The sequence below is a fragment of the Dyella kyungheensis genome, from assembly GCF_016905005.1.
Lineage (GTDB): Bacteria > Pseudomonadota > Gammaproteobacteria > Xanthomonadales > Rhodanobacteraceae > Dyella > Dyella kyungheensis.
This window is the reverse complement of sequence record NZ_JADIKC010000003.1, coordinates 689,207-710,330: the sequence shown is the minus strand read 5'-3', so window position 1 is coordinate 710,330 and position 21,124 is coordinate 689,207. Positions and strand designations below refer to the sequence as shown.

The 21,124-nt window shown below is 65.5% G+C and carries 23 protein-coding genes; 11 read left to right on the top strand and 12 right to left on the bottom strand.

Going from position 1 to position 21,124, the window contains the following annotated elements; translation table 11 throughout:
* Positions 1-51 precede the first annotated feature (51 nt).
* Positions 52-486 carry a hypothetical protein gene (locus tag ISP20_RS07895; RefSeq protein WP_204635496.1) on the top strand — a complete coding sequence of 145 codons (435 nt, stop codon included), beginning with the start codon at positions 52-54 and terminating at the stop codon, positions 484-486.
* A 112-nt stretch (positions 487-598) separates the two neighbouring features.
* On the opposite strand, the gene ISP20_RS07890 is transcribed toward ISP20_RS07895, so the two are convergent.
* A complete protein-coding gene (locus tag ISP20_RS07890; protein WP_204635495.1) occupies positions 599-2,107 on the bottom strand; it encodes a transglycosylase SLT domain-containing protein in 1,509 nt (502 codons plus the stop codon).
* A 144-nt stretch (positions 2,108-2,251) separates the two neighbouring features.
* Here ISP20_RS07890 and ISP20_RS07885 point away from each other — a divergent pair, with 144 nt between their 5' ends.
* The 5 genes from ISP20_RS07885 to greB all read left to right on the top strand — a co-directional run bounded on the left by ISP20_RS07885 (position 2,252) and on the right by greB (position 6,409).
* Positions 2,252-3,757 carry a helicase HerA-like domain-containing protein gene (locus ISP20_RS07885; protein ID WP_204635494.1) on the top strand — a complete coding sequence of 502 codons (1,506 nt, stop codon included), beginning with the start codon at positions 2,252-2,254 and terminating at the stop codon, positions 3,755-3,757.
* 4 nt (positions 3,758-3,761) lie between these two features.
* A complete protein-coding gene (locus ISP20_RS07880; RefSeq protein WP_204635493.1) occupies positions 3,762-3,920 on the top strand; it encodes a hypothetical protein in 159 nt (52 codons plus the stop codon).
* A 36-nt stretch (positions 3,921-3,956) separates the two neighbouring features.
* Positions 3,957-5,237, top strand: a complete 1,281-nt coding sequence (locus ISP20_RS07875) for a hypothetical protein (RefSeq protein ID WP_239535429.1) — start codon at positions 3,957-3,959, stop codon at positions 5,235-5,237.
* 145 nt (positions 5,238-5,382) lie between these two features.
* Positions 5,383-5,811 (top strand): hypothetical protein, encoded by a 429-nt coding sequence (locus ISP20_RS07870; RefSeq protein ID WP_204635492.1) that lies wholly within the window; start codon positions 5,383-5,385, stop codon positions 5,809-5,811.
* Between the two features lie 100 nt (positions 5,812-5,911).
* Complete coding sequence (greB, locus tag ISP20_RS07865) at positions 5,912-6,409, top strand: transcription elongation factor GreB (protein ID WP_204635491.1); 498 nt, start codon at positions 5,912-5,914, stop codon at positions 6,407-6,409.
* Between the two features lie 12 nt (positions 6,410-6,421).
* Here the strand turns inward: greB and ISP20_RS07860 are convergent, their stop codons facing one another.
* The 4 genes from ISP20_RS07860 to rimO all read right to left on the bottom strand — a co-directional run bounded on the left by ISP20_RS07860 (position 6,422) and on the right by rimO (position 10,245).
* Entirely contained in the window at positions 6,422-6,913 is a 492-nt protein-coding gene (locus ISP20_RS07860; protein ID WP_204635490.1) for a hypothetical protein, read from the bottom strand.
* Between the two features lie 68 nt (positions 6,914-6,981).
* Complete coding sequence (gene phnD, locus ISP20_RS07855) at positions 6,982-8,007, bottom strand: phosphate/phosphite/phosphonate ABC transporter substrate-binding protein (RefSeq protein ID WP_204635489.1); 1,026 nt, start codon at positions 8,005-8,007, stop codon at positions 6,982-6,984.
* Positions 8,008-8,108: 101 nt separating this feature from the next.
* Complete coding sequence (locus tag ISP20_RS07850; protein WP_204635915.1) at positions 8,109-8,912, bottom strand: DUF3025 domain-containing protein; 804 nt, start codon at positions 8,910-8,912, stop codon at positions 8,109-8,111.
* Between the two features lie 13 nt (positions 8,913-8,925).
* Entirely contained in the window at positions 8,926-10,245 is a 1,320-nt protein-coding gene (gene rimO / locus ISP20_RS07845; protein ID WP_204635488.1) for a 30S ribosomal protein S12 methylthiotransferase RimO, read from the bottom strand.
* A gap of 116 nt (positions 10,246-10,361) precedes the next feature.
* On the opposite strand from rimO, the gene ISP20_RS07840 reads away from it, so the two are divergent.
* The gene (locus ISP20_RS07840; protein WP_204635487.1) at positions 10,362-11,033 is read left to right on the top strand and encodes a dienelactone hydrolase family protein; all 672 of its coding nucleotides are present in this window, start codon (positions 10,362-10,364) and stop codon (positions 11,031-11,033) included.
* The gene (locus tag ISP20_RS07835) at positions 11,030-11,455 is read left to right on the top strand and encodes an HIT domain-containing protein (RefSeq protein WP_204635486.1); all 426 of its coding nucleotides are present in this window, start codon (positions 11,030-11,032) and stop codon (positions 11,453-11,455) included. Before ISP20_RS07840 ends, ISP20_RS07835 begins: the two co-directional genes overlap by 4 nt.
* 208 nt (positions 11,456-11,663) lie before the next feature.
* Here ISP20_RS07835 and ISP20_RS07830 read toward each other — a convergent pair whose 3' ends face one another.
* The 4 genes from ISP20_RS07830 to apbC all read right to left on the bottom strand — a co-directional run bounded on the left by ISP20_RS07830 (position 11,664) and on the right by apbC (position 14,779).
* The gene (locus tag ISP20_RS07830) at positions 11,664-12,131 is read right to left on the bottom strand and encodes a hypothetical protein (RefSeq protein WP_204635485.1); all 468 of its coding nucleotides are present in this window, start codon (positions 12,129-12,131) and stop codon (positions 11,664-11,666) included.
* A gap of 129 nt (positions 12,132-12,260) precedes the next feature.
* Positions 12,261-12,827 carry a dCTP deaminase gene (dcd, locus tag ISP20_RS07825; RefSeq protein WP_204635484.1) on the bottom strand — a complete coding sequence of 189 codons (567 nt, stop codon included), beginning with the start codon at positions 12,825-12,827 and terminating at the stop codon, positions 12,261-12,263.
* A 279-nt stretch (positions 12,828-13,106) separates the two neighbouring features.
* The gene (locus ISP20_RS07820; RefSeq protein ID WP_338030977.1) at positions 13,107-13,694 is read right to left on the bottom strand and encodes an NADPH-dependent FMN reductase; all 588 of its coding nucleotides are present in this window, start codon (positions 13,692-13,694) and stop codon (positions 13,107-13,109) included.
* On the bottom strand, positions 13,691-14,779 hold the full coding sequence (gene apbC / locus ISP20_RS07815) for an iron-sulfur cluster carrier protein ApbC (protein WP_204635483.1): 1,089 nt from the start codon (positions 14,777-14,779) through the stop codon (positions 13,691-13,693). The genes ISP20_RS07820 and apbC overlap by 4 nt, the downstream gene beginning before the upstream one ends.
* A gap of 148 nt (positions 14,780-14,927) precedes the next feature.
* Between apbC and ISP20_RS07810 the strand changes: the two genes are divergently transcribed.
* Positions 14,928-15,374 carry a DUF2147 domain-containing protein gene (locus tag ISP20_RS07810; protein WP_204635482.1) on the top strand — a complete coding sequence of 149 codons (447 nt, stop codon included), beginning with the start codon at positions 14,928-14,930 and terminating at the stop codon, positions 15,372-15,374.
* Between the two features lie 106 nt (positions 15,375-15,480).
* Here the strand turns inward: ISP20_RS07810 and ISP20_RS07805 are convergent, their stop codons facing one another.
* Genes ISP20_RS07805 through ISP20_RS07795 form a run of 3 tightly spaced genes read right to left on the bottom strand, consistent with a single transcriptional unit; the run spans position 15,481 to position 18,048 of the window.
* Positions 15,481-16,287, bottom strand: a complete 807-nt coding sequence (locus ISP20_RS07805; RefSeq protein WP_204635481.1) for a DeoR/GlpR family DNA-binding transcription regulator — start codon at positions 16,285-16,287, stop codon at positions 15,481-15,483.
* Entirely contained in the window at positions 16,280-16,921 is a 642-nt protein-coding gene (locus tag ISP20_RS07800; protein ID WP_204635480.1) for an HAD family hydrolase, read from the bottom strand. Before ISP20_RS07800 ends, ISP20_RS07805 begins: the two co-directional genes overlap by 8 nt.
* On the bottom strand, positions 16,918-18,048 hold the full coding sequence (locus ISP20_RS07795; RefSeq protein WP_204635479.1) for an MFS transporter: 1,131 nt from the start codon (positions 18,046-18,048) through the stop codon (positions 16,918-16,920). Before ISP20_RS07795 ends, ISP20_RS07800 begins: the two co-directional genes overlap by 4 nt.
* Before the next feature lie 386 nt (positions 18,049-18,434).
* Here ISP20_RS07795 and ISP20_RS07790 point away from each other — a divergent pair, with 386 nt between their 5' ends.
* Positions 18,435-18,965: a metal-dependent hydrolase gene (locus ISP20_RS07790; protein WP_204635478.1), complete on the top strand. Its 531-nt coding sequence runs from the start codon at positions 18,435-18,437 to the stop codon at positions 18,963-18,965.
* A 59-nt stretch (positions 18,966-19,024) separates the two neighbouring features.
* Complete coding sequence (gene metG, locus ISP20_RS07785; RefSeq protein WP_204635477.1) at positions 19,025-21,118, top strand: methionine--tRNA ligase; 2,094 nt, start codon at positions 19,025-19,027, stop codon at positions 21,116-21,118.
* Positions 21,119-21,124: the final 6 nt, after the last annotated feature.

The window sequence follows — 21,124 nt, the reverse complement described above, 5'->3', positions numbered from 1 at the left end:
TCGTCCGGCGACGCCCTGCGCGCCATCCCCAGGCCAGACCGAGGACAGCCCATGCGCATCGTCACCCGACTCATCGCCATGAACCGCAGCCGCCAGCTCGCCAAGCAGCTTCGCGAGATCGAGCGCCAGATCCACGCCTTGCCCAAGCGCAGCCGCGCGCGTCTCGGCACCATGGCCTTGCGTGAGATCGGCCAGGCCTCGCGCAGCGATTTTCCGCATCTGTATGGCACGCCTCCGGAAGAGCGTTACCTGCCCTGGGGCCAGGGCACCGACATCGGCCTCGCCCGCGCCCGTTCGGACAACGCCGAGATCGCCATGCGCGGCATCGCGCTGTGGCTGGCGGTGGCCTACCACGAGACCAAGAACACCCCGCACCCGAGCATGCAGCCGCATCACCGCGACCTGATGCGCCTGTTGCGCGGCCTCAAGGAAGACCACCGCGAAGATCCCATGCAGTCGTGGATGCAGGCGCCGGCTGCCGCCTGAGTCTTAATATCTCGCACAGGCGCCTCTATCCCTCACCGTCATTCCGGCCTGCGCCGGAATGACGGGCAAAAAAACGCCGCCTTTCGAGGCGGCGTTTTCGTTCCATCAATCGTCAGCGGCAGGTCGGCAGCTTGAGCACCTGTCCCGGCTTGATCTGATGGTGCTTGAGGTCGTTCATCTCCGACACCTCCTGCACCGAGGAGCAACCCACCTTGTTGAGGATGCCGGTGAGCGTGTCGCCCCGCTTCACCGTGTAGTTGCGCGTGCGCGACGTGCTGCCGTTGCGCGACGAAGTGGTCGCCGGCGGTGACGGCGACGAAGGCACCACCGGGATCACTGCGGTATGCAGGTCGTTCGCCAGAATCGGCCATGGACCCGTGGTGCACCGCGCCTCGTACGACTTCTCCAGCACCTTCGGCAGCATGATGCGTGCGCCGGTCGGCTGGCTCACTTGCGGGTCGAGGCGCGGATTAAGGTTGCGCAGCGTGCGGAACCAGCCGTCCTGCATGCCGGCGGCCGAGCCCAGGCATACGGTCAGCTCAGTGAGCGAGGCCGGACGCTTCAACACCACGCTGCCCTGCGCGCCATCCACGTGAGGGAAGCGCAGGTTGTAGCTCTCCGGATGCAGGAACAACCAGGCCGCTGCCAGCACGGCGGGTACGTAGTCGCGCGTTTCCTGCGAGAGCTGGTTGTAGATGACCGGGTCGTACAGGCTCACCGAGGTGTTGTCACCCACCAGGCGGCGCATGCGGCCTTCGCCGCCGTTGTACGCGGCCAGGGTGAGTTCGAGGTTGTTGTTGAACGCCTTGAGCTGCTCGTCCATGTACTCGGCGTTGGCACGCGCCGATTCGGCGGGATCGAAGCGCGAGTCGAAACCGTCTTCTGTATTGAGGCCGAAGCGCACGCCGGTGGCATACATGAATTGCAGCGGGCCGGCCGCGCCCGAGCGCGACACCGCGTGGACCTTGCCGCCCGATTCCTTCGCCATGATGCCGAACAGCAGCGCCTCGGGCAGATCTTCCTTCTGGTAGGCCGGCCACATCTGGTAACGCAGGAACTGATAGTTGACGTAGGTATCCATCAGGTTGCCGCGCCACTGGGTCAGCCACATCTCCAGCGCCGCCTTGACCGGACCGTTCATAGCGATCAGTTGCGACAACTGCTGGCCGCGCAGCAAGGTCACGCTGCGCTGCGCCTCGGGCAGGCTCGCCGCGCCGGTCTTGCCGGCGTCGCTGCCTTCGGGCAGATCGGCGCCCATGCTGCCCATGTCGTCACCGAGATCGAAATTGCCGTCCTTCAGGCGCAACAGGCGATCGAACACCGAGAAGAAGCGCTGCGAATCGCAGCCCGGCGTCGACGGGCACTGCGCGGAAGCGGTCTTCAGCTGATCCAGCGCCGCGGTGAGCGTTTGCTGCGAGGCCTGCGTGTTGCCGGCGCGCGCCTGGGCCAGCGCCGTCTCGTAGCCCTTGCTGGCTTGATCGAGCTGCGCGTAGAGCTGATTGGCCTGGGGCGAGGGAGCTACGGGCTTGCTGCCGCCACCACTGGAACAGGCGGCAAGCAGCGCCATCGCGCTGGCCAGGGGCGCCATGCGCAACGAACGGAAAAAGGCGGGAAAAACCATGAAGACGTCACTGCCAGACCGAAAGACCGACCTTACTGCGCGGAAGGGCCATCACTCAACCGGAAAACTCTTGCCCCGCGCGTCGCAAACCGCAAGATGCCGCGGCGTGGCTACAATTGCCTTGCTCCCAACGGACGGAACGCCATGACTGAGATCTTGATCGGCAGCAACGAGGAGACGAGCGTCAGCCTCGATCCGCGCTACGGCAACCGCCACGGCATGATCGCGGGCGCCACCGGCACCGGCAAATCGGTCTCGCTGATGGTGTTGGCCGAGGGCTTCTCGAAGCTCGGCGTGCCCTGCTTCCTCGCCGATGCCAAGGGCGACCTCGCCGGCCTCTCGCTGGCTGCAGGCGAGCCGGGCGACAAGCTCAAGGCGCGCCTTGCCAAGCTGCATCTGAACGACTGGAAGCCGCAGGCGAATCCGGTGATCTTCTGGGACATCTACGGCAAGCTCGGCCACCCGGTGCGCGCCACCATCAGCGAGATGGGTCCCACCCTGCTGGGCCGCATCCTGGAACTCAACGACACCCAGGAAGGCGTGCTCGAAGTGATCTTCAAGGTGGCCGACGACCAGGGCTGGCTGCTGCTCGACCTGTCCGACCTGCGCGCCCTGCTCGGCTTCGCCAGCGAAAACGCCAAGGACATCTCCACCCACTACGGCCTGATCAGCACGCAGAGCATCGCCGCGATCCAGCGTGCCGTACTCAAGCTGGAACAGGATGGCGCCGACCAGTTCTTCGGCGAGCCCGCGCTGGAACTGGCCGACCTGATGCGCCAGGACATGAGCGGCCGTGGCGTGATCAACGTGCTCGCCGCCGACCAGCTGATCCTCAAGCCGCGGCTGTATTCCACCTTCCTGTTGTGGCTGTTGTCGGAATTGTTCGAACAATTGCCCGAAGTGGGCGACCTCGATCAGCCCAAGCTGGTGTTCTTCTTCGACGAGGCACACCTGTTGTTCGACGACGCGCCGCCGGCGCTGTTGCAGCGCGTGGAACAGGTGGTGCGGCTGATCCGCTCCAAGGGTGTAGGCGTGTATTTCTGCTCGCAGAATCCGGACGATGTGCCGGGCAATATCCTCGGCCAGATGGGCAATCGCGTGCAGCATGCGCTCCGGGCCTTCACGCCGCGCGACCAGAAGGCCGTGAAGGCCGCCGCCGAAACCTTCGTGGCGAACCCGAAGATCAACGTGACCGAAGCGATCACCCAACTCGCCGTGGGCGAAGCGCTGGCCTCGACCCTGGGCGACGGCGGCGTTCCCTCGCCGGTGCAGCGCGTGATGGTGACCGCGCCCACGGCACGCATTGGTGCTATCACCGACGCGGAGCGCGCCACGGTGCGCCAACGCTCGCCAGTCGGCGGCAAATACGACACGGCGATCAATCGCGAGTCGGCGGCGGAAATGCTCGCCAAACGCGCCGCCGACAAAGCCGCCGATCCGCAGGTGGTGGCCAAGCAGACGCCGGCCGGTGCAGCGCCCCAGCAAAGCGGCGGCTGGACGGACGCGGCGCGCGAGATTTTGCTCGGCACCAACCGCCGTCAGGGCATGGTCGAGGCGATGGCCAAGTCGGCCGTGCGCGCGGCGGGTTCGCGCCTGGGCCAGCAGATCGTGCGCGGCGTGCTGGGCGGCATTTTCGGCGGCAAGCGCTGAAACCATGTCGAACGTACGCATCATTGCCGTGACCCTGGCGACCCTCCTGATCGTTTTCCTGGTGCTGTTCGCCAATGGCTCCGCGGGGCGGTTTCTCTGCCGGCATTTCAAAGGCGGATGGCTGGAACAGCAGGGCTACATCATGTGCCAGCGCGTGCCGTAGCGCGCAACCCCGTCCCCGCAAACAAGGTTCGAACGCTTGCGCCTGTCGCGTCATAAACCGGTATCGCCCGATACGCCGTTGTCCGAACGCCTGGTCGCGGGTCTGACCTATCCGCTGCGCGGCGCGGCATTGGCCACCTGCGTCCTGCTCGCGCTGGGCCAGTGCCTGACCATCATGCCCGGTGTCATCGGCATGGGTTTTGGTTTCTTCCTCTGGCTGGCGCGCTGGCGCTACGCGGCGGCCTGCCTGGTGCATACGGCCAACGGCTTCGCGGACCCGCCCGATGTCGGCAACGACGAAAACGCCGCGGCCGGCCGGATGCTCACCTTGCTGCACATGCTGGTGGTCATCGCGTGCGTGGCATGCAAACTGTTTTACGCGCCGATGTTCTGGCCGCTGATCCTGTTCTGCTCGCTCACGCTTCCCGCCATCGACATGTCGCTGGCGTTCGGCGACGAAGCGAGCGCATTCAATCCGCTGCAATGGCAGAAAGTGATCGGCCGGCTCGGCGCGGGCTATTTCATTCCGGTCGTCATCAACCTCGTCACCGGCGTGCTGATCATGTCGCCGTGGCTGCTGGCACCCGGATCGGGGTTCGGCTGGTGGCAGCCGCCGCTCGCGTTCGCCTATACGTACCTGATCATCTTCAACCTGCACCTGATGGGCGTGATGATCCATCGGCATCACGAACGCTTCGATCTGGAGCCCGAAGCCGAGGTCCTGATCCGCGAGAGCGGCGAAGACGATGACGAACGCCTGCTCATCGCCGTCCGCGAGATGGCGCTGGTGGATCGCCGCGCCGCCATCGGCATGCTGGTGGAACGCATGCAGGGCCGCAGTGCGCCGGCATCGCTGCACCAGGCCTACCGCGACCTGTTGAAGAGGGAAGGATTGAGCGACGGTCTGCTGGAACACGGCCAGCTATGGATCGCCGCCTTGATGGCCGGCGACGAGGCTCGTCGCGCCCTCGGCGTGACCCAGGAGTGCATGGAACTCGATGGCGCGTTCCTGCCCGACTCGCCCGATCACGTCGCCACGCTGGCCGAACTGGCCGCCAGTTCGGGCATGACGCGCCTGTCGCTGCGACTCTGCCGCGGCTTTCTCGCGCGCTGGCCCCGTTCGCCGGAATGCCCCCGGCTTGGCCTGCTCGCGGCACGGCAGATGGCCGAACGGCTGGGGCAACACGCCGAAGCCAGCGTGTTGTTGGGCAAGCTCGCCGCTGCGTGGCAGGAGCACCCCCTGCAACCCATGCTGGTGGCGCAGGCGACGCAACTGCAAACGGCCGCCGCAATCAGGCCGACACCCGCCGTCGACTAGCCATTTTTCGTGTTGCGGCTTGCCCGTAGCGGGGTGTAGCGTGCGCAAACCATCTCCTTTTGGTGCATCGCCCCGTCCGCAAGCGATTCCGGCGCCCTGCGGCCGTCGATCCGACCGGCTCACCCTGGTGCACAAGGAGAATCCCATGCGTCACGTTATCGGCAAGGTGGTATGGCTTGGCCTGATGCTGGCGACACCCGTCGCTTTCGCCCAAAGCACGTCGGCCGCCAAGGAGCCGCGTGCGATTGTTTCGCTTTATCGCGTTGCCCCCGGCAAACACGAAGCCTTCCTCAAATGGATGGCCGACCGCGATGCGATCGACAAGCAGTTGGGCCTGCCCCGCGCGCAGTGGTACGCGCATTACCAGGGCGATTCGTGGGATTACGTCGCCATCGCGCCCGAGCTCACTGACGCGCAGCAGAAGAAGGAAGACGATGCGGCGAAAGCCAAGGGCCTGACCTTCGGTGCGAAGGCATCGGTTGAATTTCGCCAGTTCATCGCCTCGCATACCGACACCGTTGCGTTCGGGCCGATGAGCGCCAGCGAGCTGGCCGGCGCCGTCAACACGCCGTGACACGCCCGGCGGGAGCGCACGGATGTCGCTCCCGCCCCCCCGTGCGCGTGCGAGCCGGCTAAAATCCGCGCTACAAGCAACGCAACGGAACCACCCACGCATGAGCCGCTGGCGCCCACCCTCGCCTTCTTCCACTGCCATCATCACCCGCGAGGGCTTCGAGAGGCTCAAGGCGGAGCTGGATCACCTGTGGCACACGCTGCGCCCGGAAGTGGTCAAGGCGTTGGCAGCCGCCGCAGCCGAAGGCGACCGCTCGGAGAACGCCGAATACACCTACCGCAAGAAGCAGCTCGGCGAGATCGATCGTCGTGCCCGCTATCTGAGCAAGCGCATTCCATCGCTGAAGGTGGCCGAAGGCGCGCCGGCGGACCGGACGATGGTGTTCTTCGGCGCGAGCATCGAACTGGAAAACGTCGACAGCGGCGAGAGCGTGCAATATCGCATCGTCGGTCCGGACGAGACGGATGCGCGCCGGGGCTGGATCAGCATCGATTCGCCGCTCGCCCGCGCCGTGCTGAAAAAACGGCTCGACGACGAATTCGAAGCGGAGTTGCCCAGTGGCCGAACGCGCTTCGCGATCGTGGCGGTCGAGTACTGACCGCCAGTGATCTCACTGTCCGCGCAGCAGGGCCTGCACGTCGGACTGATGCGATTCGACAAAGCGGATGTTGTCCGCGTTGATCCACACCTGGTTGAGGTTGCCGGACAAGGCAGGATCGTTGCGTGCCTGTACGGCCATCACCGCATTCATCAGCGCGATATTGGCCAGCATGAATTCGCGCGGCGTAAAGCCGTACTTCTTCACCAGGGCCGGAATGCGCGGGTCGGCCGCCATCGCCTGGTTGGCCAGATCGTCCAGGCTATGCACCTTGCTCGGATCGGGTGCGGCCTGCGGCGGAATGCCGGTGGTCCGAGCTTCGCGGGTGGCGGCAGCCAGGCGGCCGAAGACATCGTCGGTCAGCGTGTATTTCTTGATCTGCTGCTTGTCCGCGTCCGGCAATGAAGCAGGGCTCAATTGTGCGTGCACCAGCGGCACGGCGCCCAGCACCATGGCAATCACCGCAAGGCGGCAGGCAGACAGGACACGATCAAAAACGGACATGGTGCTCTCTCCAAAGCTGCCGGGACGGGCCGGCAAGCGTGTTCTTCCAGGGGTGTTTGAAGGACAGCTCAGTCGCGCAGAAGTTGCTTCAAGGCGAGCTGATAGTCCACGTCGATCTGCTTGAGCCGCGCGCTCTTCGCCTGCTCGTTGACCCAGCGGCCGTGCACGACCTGCTCGCGTTTCAGTCGAAATTCCATGTCGATGAAGGGACGCAGCACGGCGTTGTCGGCCTTGGCGAAACCGGCCAGGTCGGGAATGCGCGCCAGGTTGGCGCGCTCGCGCTCGCCGGCCGCGCCAGGCGCCTGCCCGTAGCCGCGCATGAAGGCGATCAGCTGGCTGCGCAACGGCTCGCTCATGCCATTGCGTACGACCAGCACGCCGGAGGGAATCAGCGTGGAGCGCCAGATCACGCGCAGTTGCGCGGCTTCGGAGGGGAAATTGCGCCGGAACAGATCGAAGTCCGGGTTGTTGCAGGTCGCCACGTCCACTTCGCCATTGGCGACGGCAAGCGCGTTGTTCTGGTGGTTGCCCACGCGCACGTGGGCGAAGAAGGTATCGGAATTGAGTCCCTTCGGCGCGAACACCTCGGCCTCCGGTGCCACATAGCCGGTGACCGACAGGGGTTCGCCCCGCGCATAACGCCAGCGTCCGGGTTTGGCCAGCAGGTCCTTGAGCGAATGGATCGGACTGTCGGCACGCACGATGAGCATCGCCGTATTGCCCTTCACGCCGTCCGCGCGCACGAATTGCGCAACCACGCTCATGTGCTGATGCTCCACCGCTTCGATGGCGAGCCGGCCCGACAGGAACGCGATGTCGACACGCTGGTCGCCAATGGCGCCGGAAAGACCCGCATAGCTGCTCACGGACACGGTGGTGACCGAATGACCGAGCTTGCGCTCCAGATCCTCCAGCAGCGGACGCCACTGCTCGCGCGATTCGGACGCGCTGCCGATCGGAAGGATGCCGAAATGGATGGCCGGATCGGCTCCCGCCTTCACCACTTCGTCGGCGCGCACCGGAACGGCGGGCAGCAGCAGCCCGGCCGTCCACACGGCTCGCCACCACCATCCCGCTCCCCATCCACGGCGCATCCCACCCGCCATAACCATGCCAACTCCCCAGCCCCGCTGCATCTCCTTGTAGCGCGATTGTCGCGCCGTCGCAATTTGTTGCCGGGGGCCGGACGTGAAGATCAGAGTCCGATCGGTGGCGGATACGCTCGCCCTTCGCGGCGCGGCTGGTAGCACTCGGCATGCCGGTGGAACGGCTCGGTGTCGCTCTCGGCATGCCATCCCGGCAGGCCGGACAACGGCAGCGGGCGCAGATCCAGCGGATCGCGCAGCAAGCGCCCCGAGGCGATGCCATCGGCGCAGGCAGCGATCGCTTCGTCCTGCGTATGGTCGCCCATCACCACCAGCGCCTTGCCGACCAGCAGCTTGGCCGGCGTCAGGGCATGCTCGAGCAAGGCATGGCCAAAGACCTGGACGGTTGCCCGCCCCTCCCGCCACGCGTTTCGTTCGCGCCAGAACAGGCCGTACCAGTCGTGTGCGTCCCACAGCTCGAGCAAGCCACGATGGCGCAGCGTCACCACCACGCCCGCCTCGTCGAAATGCGTCATGGCGTACTGGGCGCGCGAGCGCTCCCGCGTGCCCATGCTCGCGATCTCGGTCATCTGCTGCGTATTGAGCGCCCGCTTGAGCGTTGGATAACGCAGCCAGGCCATGGCATTGAACAGGTCGTGCCAGTTCGCTTCACGCGTGGCGATTTCGCCACGCGTGGCAATGCGTTGTTCGTAGTGCAGGCCGTCGTCCAGCAGCGCCGGCGTTTGCGCGACAAAGCGCTCGTGCTGACCGGTGGGCCGTGCGGTGTTGAGTTCGTCGATACCAGGCCAATTCGCACCTTGTATCCACGCGGCGTGCCCGAGCCAGCCGCGCAGCGGCCAGCGCGTGAAAACCACTGGATCGACGTCTTCGCGAAGCGGCGCGACGTAACGCATCACGCCACAGCGATCAACCGGCCAGACGGGCGTGCAGGTCGTGCTCGTCGGCGTCTTCGATCACCACATCGACGAACTGGCCCGCCTTGAGCAGCTGGCCGTTGGCGATGTGCACCACGCCATCGATTTCCGGCGCATCGGCGGCCGAGCGCGCGACGGCGCCATTCGCGCCCGCCTCGTCGACCAGCACCTTCATCGTGCGGCCGATCTTGCGCTGCAGCTTGGCCGCGGAAATTTCCGCCTGCACCGCCATGAACTGCTCCAGGCGATCTTCCTTCAGTTCCTCGGACACCGCACCCGGCAGCTCGTTGGCCTTGGCGCCGTCCACCGGCGAATAGGCGAACGCACCGACGCGGTCGAGTTCGGCTTCGCGCAGGAAGTCGAGCAGCTCTTCGAACTCCGCATCGGTCTCGCCGGGGAAGCCGACGATGAAGGTGCTGCGGATGGTGAGGTCGGGTACGACCTTGCGCCAGTTGCGGATGCGCTCCAGCGTCTTGTCGATATTGCCCGGGCGCTTCATCAGCTTGAGGATGCGCGGGCTGGCGTGCTGGAACGGGATGTCGAGGTACGGCAGGATTTTTCCTTCCGCCATCAACGGCATCACTTCGTCCACGTGCGGATACGGATAGACGTAGTGCAGCCGCGTCCACACGCCCAGTTCCGACAGGCCTTCGCACAGCTCGGTCATGCGCGTGCGGTAGCTCTTGTCGCGCCACTGGCGCTCGGCGTACTTCACGTCCACGCCGTAGGCGCTGGTGTCCTGCGAGATCACCAGCAGCTCCTTCACGCCGCCCTTCACCAGGCGCTCGGCTTCCAGCAGCACTTCATCGACCGGACGCGACACCAGGTCGCCGCGCATCGACGGGATGATGCAGAAGCTGCAGCGGTGATTGCAGCCTTCGGAAATCTTCAGGTAGGCATAGTGCTTGGGCGTGAGCTTCACACCCGTGTCCGGAATGATGTCCAGCAGCGGATTGCGCTTGGGCGGCAGCGCCGCATGCACGGCCTGCATCACGCTCGCATAGTCCTGCGGACCGGTAATGGCCAGCACATCGGGATACGCCTCGCGGATCAGTTCCGAGCGCTTGCCCAGGCAACCGGTGACGATCACCTTGCCGTTCTCGTGCAGCGCTTCGCCAATCGCGTCCAGCGACTCCTGCACAGCCGCATCGATGAAGCCGCAGGTATTCACCACCACGGCATCGGCCGCGCCATAACTGGGCACGATCTCGTAGCCCTCGACCTTGAGCTGGGTGAGGATGCGTTCGGAATCCACCAGCGCCTTGGGGCAACCAAGACTGACGAAACCGACTTTGGGCGAGACCTGCGACATGGCGTGGGAACCGTAACTATGCGGAAAACGGGCGATTGTATCGCACACCCGGCCGCCACACCGGCTTGACTTGCTGAATGGCTAGAATTGGCTTTTGCCGCCTCAGGAGCAGCGTCATGGGCCAGCACATCAATCTCAACACCACGCGGATGCAGTGCATCGGTGCCTATCTTGCCCAGCCCGAGGGCAAGCCCAAGGGCGGCATCGTGGTGATCCAGGAGATCTTCGGCGTCACCGAGCATATCCGCCACGTGGTCGACGGCTTTGCCCAGGCCGGCTACACGGCCATTGCCCCGGCGTTCTTCGACCACCTGGAAACGGGCCTGGAGCTGCAGTACGACGACGAAGGCATGCAGCGCGGCCGGGCACTGATCACCGAACTGGGCCTGGATCGTGCCGTGGAAGACGTGGCCAGCGCGGCGGAGGCGATCAACTCGGCCGGACGGATCGGCACCGTGGGTTATTGCTGGGGCGGCACGGTGGCGCTGCTGGCGGCGCTGCGCCTGGGCATGCCGTCGGTCAGCTACTACGGCGCGCGCAACGTGCAGTTCCTGGGCGAAAAGCCCAGGGCCCCCGTGATGTTCCACTTCGGCGAGCAGGACAAGTCCATTCCGCCGGAAGCAGTACAAAAACACCGCGACATGCTGCCGCAAATGGACGTCTTCACCTACCCCGCCGGCCACGCGTTCAACCGCGACGTGGGCCCGCAATACGACGAAGCCAGCGCGAAACTCGCCTATCAGCGCACGCTGGCCTTCTTCGAACAGCATCTGGCGCAGGGCGCATGACAGACCGCGACTTCGCACTCGACCCACGGCTGCAGAACGACACCCGGCACGTCGCCTCGCTGGCGCTGTGCGAGGTGCTGCTGATGGACGACACGCGTTTTCCGTGGCTGGTGCTGGTGCCGCGACGCGCCGGCATGAGCGAGATCTGCGATTTGTCGCCGGATGAGCAAGCCGCGCTGTGGCGCGAAGTGACGCTGGCCTCGCAGGCACTGCGCGCGCTGGCCTCATTCGACAAGCTCAACCTGGGCGCGCTGGGCAATATCGTGCGTCAGCTGCATGTGCACGTGGTGGGACGTCGCGAAGGCGACGCCGCATGGCCCGGTCCCGTGTGGGGCAGCGGTTCGGCCTCGCGCTACGACGAGCAGGCGCGCGCCGCCCTGCTCGAGCGCCTGCGCGCGGCGCTCGATGCGTCCGGACCATAAAAAAATCGGGCTTTGCGATGGACTCTTCTGTGGGAGCGCCCTTGGGCGCGACAACCTGACGGAGCGAGGCGCCCATGCGCTCACGTCGCGCCCAAGGGCGCTCCCACAAGATCGCGGCGGAGGGGTTTGCTGCGCGGGATGCTGAGGCTGCGTTCTCCCCCATAAAAAAAGCCCGCGACATGCGCGGGCTTTTTCGGCAGGCGATCGATCAGTAGTGCTGCTGCGTCGGCGGCGGTGCGTCGGCGGCCTTCGGCGGCGCCTTGTAGTCTTCCAGGTCGCGTGCCTTGGTATCGACCACGCTGATCTTCTTCAGCGTGCCACCGTCGTCGTAGTACACGGTGAAGCCGTAGTCGATCTGCAGGCGGGCCATGTACTGCAGGTGCTGCTTGCGGATCTTCGAATCGTCGCTGGGTTCGAGCAGCACCGTCTTGGGCAGCTTGCCCTGGTCCTTGAGGTAGGCAAAGTGGCTGCCGGTGTCGAGCGCCGAGAGCACGGCGCCGTCGACGACGAACTGGCCGCTCTTATAGGCCTGGATCACCGCGTCGAACTGGCTCTTCATGTCCGAGGTGCGCACTTCATCCTTGGCGCTGCCGCGGTGACAACCGGCCAGCACCAGCATGCTACCCAGCAGGATGGCTGCGCCGGCACGGGTCAGCAGCGTGGAAAAACGGGTCATGCGGAATCTCCTGCAATGCATCGAGTGAACGAAAGAAGTGTAGCGCCGCCCCGGTCTCATGCACCGAGTCCGGACGGCAACCATTCAGGTGAACGTGACGACGGTCGCAAGGGACTGCGAACGCCGCTTTCAGGTGCGCGGTAGCGTAACGCCCTGCTGCCCCTGGTATTTGCCGCCGCGATCCTTGTAGCTGGTCTCACATTCCTCATCGGATTCGAGAAACAGCATCTGCGCCACACCCTCGTTGGCGTAGATCTTGGCGGGCAGCGGCGTGGTATTGGAGAACTCCAGCGTCACGTGACCCTCCCACTCAGGTTCCAGCGGGGTCACGTTGACGATGATGCCGCAGCGCGCGTACGTGCTCTTGCCCAGGCAGATGGTGAGCACCTTGCGCGGAATGCGGAAGTATTCGACCGTGCGCGCCAGCGCGAACGAATTGGGCGGAATGATGCACACGTCCGCCTCGATGTCGACGAAGCTGGTGGGATCGAACGCCTTCGGGTCGACAATGGTGGAGTTGATGTTGGTGAAGATCTTGAACTCGCGCGCGCAGCGCACGTCGTAGCCGTAGCTGGAGGTGCCGTACGACACCAGCCTGGTGTTGTCGCGCGTCTTGACCTGGCCAGGCTCGAACGGCTCGATCATGCCGTGAGACTCGGCCATGCGGCGGATCCACTTGTCGGATTTGATGCTCACTCGGGCTCCCGAAGGGGTGGTGTGTCGCGCCGGTTGGCGTAAAGGATGGAAAAATAGCGGAAAGTGAGGGATGGGCGCCAGTCGAGAGGCTGGACAGCGGGGTTTACGAGGCCCCGCCCGGCTTTGCAAGGGGTCGGATTTCGCCAAAAGCCTCGGCAAGCCAAGGCCTGGCCTTTGACCGTCATTCCGGCGCAGGCCGGAATCCAGTAGCGGAGCGTGCCGAGTTTCGCATCGCCGATCGCATGGAAACTGGATTCCGGCCTGCGCCGGAATGACGAGCTAAAGATGTCGCGAGCACTGGTCTGCCCGGAGGCCAGCAAGCGCCCCCGCCAACGCCGACAGCGAGTCGGCGATCCGCCTGCATTGGGCGGCGTCGCCCAGGATGTCCCCCACCTCGCACCCTGCCCCGGGCAACGGCACCGTGGTGCAAGCCGACTCGACGAAGCGCGCCGACATCGTGGCGAGGATTTCGCGCAACGCGTCCTGCGCATGGTGCGATTCGCGCGCCGAGGCGTTCCACAGCACCACGGGCTTGTCCGGAAATTCCAGGCTGCCCACCAGCCAGTCGAGCAGGTTCTTGAACGGCCCGGGTACGCCATGTGCGTATTCGGGACAGGCGATCAACAGGGCGTCGCTGGCGCCCACCTCGTCGCGCAGTGCCGCCACTACGCTGGGCAGCGACACTGCTTCGTCGTCGGGATTGAACAGCGGCAATGTGCCCAGCCCACCATAGACGCGAAGTTCCATCGACGCGGGCGCCAAAGCCGAAGCCGCGAGCAACAGCGCCGTGTTGCCGGAGCGCTTGCGCAAACTGCCGGACAGACACAGCACCCTGAGCGGTTTCACGCGCCCCGCATCGCCGCTCACGGCGTGCCTTGCACCATGATCTTGCCCAGGCCCAGCGACTTGTTGCGCGGCATGCGCGACAGGCGGCCCGCCGCATTGCGCGCAATCTCGCGATAGCGTGCGGCCAGATCCGAATCGGGGATGGCGGCCACCGTGGGGGTGCCCCCGTCCGCCTGTTCGCGAATGCGGATATCCAGCGGCAACGAACCCAGATACGCCACGTTGTACTGCTCGGCCATGCGCGCACCGCCACCTTCGCCGAAGATGTGTTCCTCGTGGCCGCAGTTCGAGCAAACGTGGGTGGCCATGTTCTCCACCACGCCGAGCACCGGCACTTCGACCTTCTCGAACATCTTCAGCGCCTTGCGCGCGTCGAGCAGCGCGATGTCCTGCGGCGTGGTGACGATCACGGCGCCGGACACCGGGACCTTCTGCGACAGCGTGAGCTGGATGTCGCCGGTGCCGGGCGGCAGATCCACGATCAGGTAATCGAGCTGTTCCCAGCGGCTGTCGTTGAGCATCTGCATCATGGCCTGGGTGACCATCGGGCCGCGCCAGATCATCGGCGTTTCCTCTTCGATCAGGAAACCGATCGACATCACCTGCAGGCCGTGCGCTTCCAGCGGAAGAATGGTCTTGCCATCGGGCGACTGCGGCTTGCCGCTGGCACCAAGCATGCGCGGCTGGCTGGGGCCGTAGATGTCCGCGTCGAGCACGCCGACCTTGGCACCCTCTGCGGCCAGCGCCAGCGCCAGGTTGGCCGACACCGTGGACTTGCCCACGCCGCCCTTGCCGGAGGCCACCACGATGACGTTCTTCACGCCCGGCTGGGGCGCCAGCGTGCCCTGCACCTTGTGGGAGTGGACGCGGGTGCCGATCGACACGGTGGCGGTGGCAATGGCCGGATCGGCCTCCAGTGCCTGTTTCACGCGGACCGCTAGCGCATCGGTCACGCTTTTGGCGGGATAACCCAGTTGGATGTCCACCGACACGCGATCGCCGTCCACGCCAACGGCGCGCACGGCATCGGCGAGGGGCGCGCCGGTATGGGTATCAACAAGGTCGCCAAGAATGCGGCGGACCAGCGCTTCACTCGCCTGCGTCATATCGGGATCTACGGGATGTGATGGGGATTGGCCCATTATGCCAGCCCGGGGTCATAAGCCACTTGCGGCGCTTTCGCAGTGCAACTTGACGCCCTCGCGCCCGGTCGGTCAGGCTCCGAACATACGCTTTCGTACGGGAGGATCACCCATGAAGTCATTGCTTCGCATCGCCGTCGTCGCCGGTCTGCTGCTGGGCTCAAGCGCCGCCTTTGCCGCCGAGGTTACCCCGGTGGGTACCTGGAAGACCATCGACGACGAGACCGGCAAGCCCAAGTCGATCGTGAAGATCACCGACGAGGGTGGCGAGCTGAAGGCCACGGTCATCCAGGTGCTGCAATCGGAAGACGGCCCGCACCCCATCTGCAAGGCCTGCGATGGCGAACGCAAGGACAAGCCCGTCGAAGGCATGAACATCATGTGGGGCGTGCACAAGGACGGCGACACCTGGGATGGCGGCAAGATCCTCAATCCCCATGACGGCAAGATCTACAAGGTGAAGCTGCAGCCCAGCGCCGACGGCACCAAGATGACGGTGCGCGGCTATATCGGCTTCTCGCTGCTGGGCAAGACCCAGGTGTGGGAACGCCAGGAGTAAACGGCCAGCGTCTCTTTGTGGGCGCGCACTTGTGCGCGACTGGCGACACCACGTGAGGTAGCCGCAGTCGCGCACAAGTGCGCTCCCACAGTTAGAGCGCCTTCGGTCAATCCGCCGTGGCTTCAGCCCGATGCACCGCCATGCCGCGCGCCGTGAACGCCGCCCGGGTCGCCTTGTCGGCCGAATGCTCCACCACCAGATGCTGCACGCGGGCTAGTTCGGCCACCTGATGGGCGGCCACGGCGCCGAGCTTGTCGTCGGTTGCCACCACCACGGTTTCGTCGCTGGCCTCGATCATCGCCCGCTTGAATAGCGACTCCTCGCTGTCGAATCCCCACAGGCCATGGGCTGCGTCGATGGCGCAGGCACCGGGAAAGCACAGGTCGGCACGCACGCGGCGCACCTGGTCCACCGCCTGCGCGCCGGTCGCACCGCCGATGGCCACGTCGATACGCCCGCCGATAAGCAGCACGTCGAAGCCCTCGCGATCGAGCAGTACCTGGGCGATGTGCGGTGCGTTGGTGATCACGGTGAGTCGCGCGTCGCGCGGCAACGCTGCGGCAATCGCCGCGTTGGTGCTGCCCGCATCGATCAACAGCGTTTGCCCTGCCTGCACCAGGCTGGCGGCCTTGCGCGCCAGCACCTGCTTGCGCACGGAGTGTTCGTTGCGCCGCTGCTTGAGTGGCGTCAGGGTGACCGCGGGCAATAGCGCGCCGCCATAGACGCGCTTGCACAGGCCCAGCGCCGCCAGTTCGCGCAGATCGCGCCGGATCGAGTCTTCCGATACCTCGAAAGCGAGCGCCAGTTCCGCTGCAACTACCCGGCCTTCGGCGCGCAGGCGCTCGAGGATACGTTGCTGGCGTTCTTCCGGGAGCGCGTTGCTGTCCAGGCTGGAAACAGGTGACTTAACCATGCGATGCCTCTCGGGTGGGCGGCTGCAGCAGTTCCAGTTCGATCAGTTGCTCGCGCAAGCCATCCGCGCCGCGAAACCACCAGCCGTGCATGCCCAGCGATTCCGCCGCTGCCACGTTGCGCGCCGAATCGTCGATATAGAGCGCTGTCGACGGATCGACCGCGTAGCGCTCCAGCAATCGCTGGTAGATCCGCGGATCGGGTTTGATCAGGCGCTCCTCGCCGGACACCACGATGCCTTCGAACCACTGCAGGAATGCGAAGCGCTGCCGCGCAATGGGAAAGGTTTGTTGCGACCAGTTGGTCAGCGCCAGCAGCCGCACGCCTCGTGCGCGCAGCTCCGCCAGCAGCGCGACACTGTCCTCCATCGCGCCGACCAGCGTTTCTTCCCAGCGCAGGTGGTAGGCATCGATCAGCTCGGCGTGTTCGGGAAAGCGGCCGCGCAGCAACGCCGTCGCCTCCGTCCACGGACGGCCCGCGTCCTGCTGCTCGTTCCATTCGCTGTTGCAGACTTCGCGCAGGAACCATTCCATCTGCGCTTCGTCCTCGATCAGTTGCCGATACAGCCGGCGCGGGTCCCACCCGATCAGCACGTTGCCCAGGTCGAAGATCACCGTATCGATTGGCTTGCTCATCGCTTCACGATCCTTGCCGACAGTCCCACCAGCACCAACAGCGCCGCCACGCCAACGAAGGCCATCGGCAGGCTGCTGACGTGCGCCACGAACCCGATCAACGCAGGCCCGCTGAGCAGGCCTGCGTAGCCCAGCGTGGTGGCCGTCGCAATGGCGATGGCTGGTGGCGTGCCCGGCAGACGGCCCGCGGCACTGAACATCACCGGCACGATGTTGGAAGCGCCAAGACCAATCAGCACGAAGCCCAGCAGCGAGATCGCCGCGCTGGAGACGCACGACACCAGCAGGAAACCGCCCGCCGCGAAGGCCGCCCCGATGCGCACCGCCCATTCGGGCCCATAACGGCCGACGAATCGATCGCCGAACAAACGCCCCAGCGCCATCGCCACCGAGAAGCACGCGTAACCGAAGCCTGCGGACACCGCGGGAACACCGCGGAAATCGCGCAGGAAGACCGCGCTCCAATCGAGCATCGCGCCCTCGGCCAGGAAACTCGCGAAGCACAGCAGGCCGAGCAGCCACGCCAGTGCGTGCGGCATGCCCAGCGGCGCCTTGGGCGATGCATCGGGTACGGGCGCATCGTCGAGCAGGTCGGTACGCAGCCATAGCACCAGCATGGCGAGGCAGACCGCGATCAGCGACGCGGCGAGCGGCAGCGATACACCCGCGGCCAGCAGCCCGCTGATCAGCGCCGCACCTGTGAGGCCGCCGACGCTGAAGAGTCCGTGGAAGCCCGACATCAGGCGGCCGCCGTCGAGCCGCTCCACGTCCACCGCGTGCGCGTTCATGGCCACGTCGACGGCGCCCAGCATCACGCCGAAATACAGCAGCGCCGCGACCAGGGCCGACACGCTGGAGACCAGCGCCAGCGCCGGCAGCGCCGCGCACATCAGCAAGCCGGAGACCACGATGACCGTGCGATTGCCCAGCCGATGCGCCAGCCAACCGACGAACGGCATCGACAGCATCGAACCGCCGCCGAACGCCAGCAAGGCAAGCCCAAGCTGGGCGTCGTCCAGGCCCAGCCGCGCCTTGGCATAAGGCACCATCGGCGCCCAGGTCGACATGCCCATGCCGGAGACGAGGAAGATCAGGCGAGTCGCCCGCCGCGCCGCTGGCAACGCCATCGTGGACGATCCGTTCAAGCGATGGGTGACGGCATCCACGGGCATACTCGGCGAGAAAACAGGCACAAATGTATTTGAATGTGCAAAAACGTGCAATACCCGCCAGGTAGCCACAGCATGTCACGGTTCGACCATTTGCCCGCCCTTTCGGTAGGGAACACTTGGGTCCTTCCCAACGTTTCCTCACCATCATTCCAGCGCAGGCCGGAATCCAGCAGCGAGTAGGTCGAGTTGTCGCGAATGCCGGCCACACCCCTGCTTCTTGGCTGAACCCCGAAACGGGCGTTACTGGATTCCGGCCTGCGCCGGAATGACGATGAGGGGATGACTGGCGTTGATGCAGGATTTTGGGCGGGTCCAAGCCCCCCCGGAGCAAGGAAAGCCCCATGACCACCCTCTTCACCCACGCCGCCGTCCCGCTGATGCTCGGCGCGGCGCTCGGACGCGGCACCATCAGCGGGCGCCTGCTCGCTGCCGGCGCCATCGCCGCCATGCTGCCCGATGCGGACGTGCTCGCCTTCCGGCTGCATATCCCCTATGCCGATCCGTTCGGCCACCGCGGCGCTACGCATTCGATCTGCTTCGCCGTCCTGCTCGCGGCTTTGGCGGGCTTGGGCCATCGATGGCTAGCCAGCACACCCCGCGTGGCGGCTCTGTTCGTAGGATTGGCGACGCTGTCGCATGCCCTGCTCGATGCCTGCACCGATGGCGGACTCGGCGTGGCGCTCGCCTGGCCATTCAGCGACACCCGCCAGTTCGCGCCATTCCACCCCATTGCGGTCTCACCCATCGGCGCCCGCTTTTTCAGCGAGCGCGGCGTGCATGTGCTGATCTCGGAGTTCTATTGGGTATGGCTGCCCACCGCCGTGCTGGCCACGGGCATTGCGCTATCGCGACGGGCGTCCAAACGGCCGTGATGCGGTGCGCGGGGAGCCGCGTGTCATAATGCCTGACCCACTTCCCAAGTTCGCCGCCCATGAGCCGACGCCTCCTCGTCACCAACGCGCTGCCCTATGCCAATGGCCCGCTCCATCTCGGCCACCTGCTGGGCTACATCCAGGCCGACGTGTGGGTGCGTGCGCAGCGGATGCAAGGCAACGAGGCGATCTATGTGTGTGCGGACGATGCCCACGGCACACCGATCATGCTGGCGGCCGAAAAGGCCGGACTGTCGCCGGAAAACTATATCGAAGGCGTGCGCGTCGGCCATGAAGCCGACTTCGCCGCGTTCGGCGTGGCGTTCGACCATTACCACTCCACCCATTCGGAAGAAAACCGCGCGCTCGCCTCGCTGATCTATACGCGACTGCGCGACAGCGGCACGATCGCCCGACGCAGCATCCAGCAGCTGTTCGATCCGGAAAAGGAAATGTTCCTGCCGGATCGCTACATCAAGGGCATCTGCCCCAACTGCAAGACGCCCGACCAGTACGGCGACAACTGCGAGAACTGCGGCGCCACCTACGCGCCGACCGATCTGATCAACCCGTACTCGGTGATGTCCGGCGCCACGCCCGTGCTGCGCGATTCGGAACATTTCTTCTTCGAACTGGGCAAGTTCGAAACGCTGCTGCGCGACTGGTTCGCCGGCAAGTTCACCGGCGGCCAGCCGGTAGCGAACAGCGGCGTCACGGCCAAGCTGCGCGAGTGGCTGGACGGCGGCCTGAAGGATTGGGACATCTCGCGCGATGCGCCCTACTTCGGCTTCCCGATTCCCGACGAGCCGGGCAAGTTCTTCTATGTGTGGCTGGACGCGCCGGTGGGCTACCTGGCCAGCTTCAAGGCGCTGTGCGATCGCACCGACCTGAAGTTCGAGGATTTCCTCGCACCCGACAGCCGCGCCGAAATGCACCATTTCATCGGCAAGGACATCATCAACTTCCACGGCCTGTTCTGGCCGGCGATGCTGCACGGCGCGGACTTCCGCACGCCGACGGCGCTGCACGTCAACGGTTACCTCACCGTCAACGGCGCCAAGATGTCCAAGTCGCGCGGCACCTTCATCAAGGCGCGCACGTATCTCGACTCGGGCCTGCATCCGGAATTCCTGCGCTACTACTTCGCCAGCATGCTCAGCGATGCGCCGGTGGACGTGGATCTCGATCTGAAGACGTTCGAGGAACGCGTCAACTCGCACTTGGTCGGCAAGTGGGTGAACATCGCCAGCCGCACGGCAGGCTTCGTGCAGAAGTATTTCGACGGTCGCCTCGCTCCCGCCTTCAGTGCGGAAGAACAGGAACTGTGGCGCGAGCTGCTGTCGCTCTACGGCGACGTGCCCGCGCTGTACAACAGCGGCGAATTCGCCGAAGTCGCGCGCCGTTTCGTCAGCATGGCCGATATGGTCAACGGTTACATCGCTGCCAAGGCGCCCTGGGCGATGGCCAAGGACGAAGCGCATCGCGCGGAACTGCACCAGGTGTGCTCGTTCGCACTGGCCGCGTTCCGTCTGCTGGCTGGCCTGTTGAAGCCGGTGGTGCCCGCCACGGTGGAAGCGGCCGAGCGCTTCCTCGCCGCGCCCATCAACGGCTTCGACGATGCCCGCGCCGAGCTGCACAACCACACCATCAACGCGTTCGAGCCCCTGCTCGGCCGCATCGATCCCAAGCAGGTGGAGGCGATGGTGGAAGCGTCCAAGGATTCGCTGGCGCCCACCGAAACCAAGCCCGCCCCGAAGAAAGCCAAAGAACAAGCCAAGCCCATGACTGAAGCCAGCACGCCCGCCGCCGCCACCGAAACCGCCGTGATCGGCATCGACGATTTCGCCAAGCTCGACCTGCGCGTCGGCAAGGTCCTCGCCTGCGAATTCGTGGACGGCTCGGACAAGCTGCTGCGCTTCGAACTGGACGGCGGCCCGCTCGGCAAGCGCCAGATCTTCTCCGGCATCCGCGCCGCCTATGGCGAACCGGACAAGCTGATCGGCCGCAACGTGGTGTTCATCGCCAACCTGGCACCGCGCAAGATGCGCTTCGGCCTTTCCGAGGGCATGATTCTTTCGGCCGGCGACGGCGGCAGCGACCTGTTCCTGCTTGACGCCGACCAGGGCGCCCAGCCCGGCGCCACCGTTCGCTGATCTTTC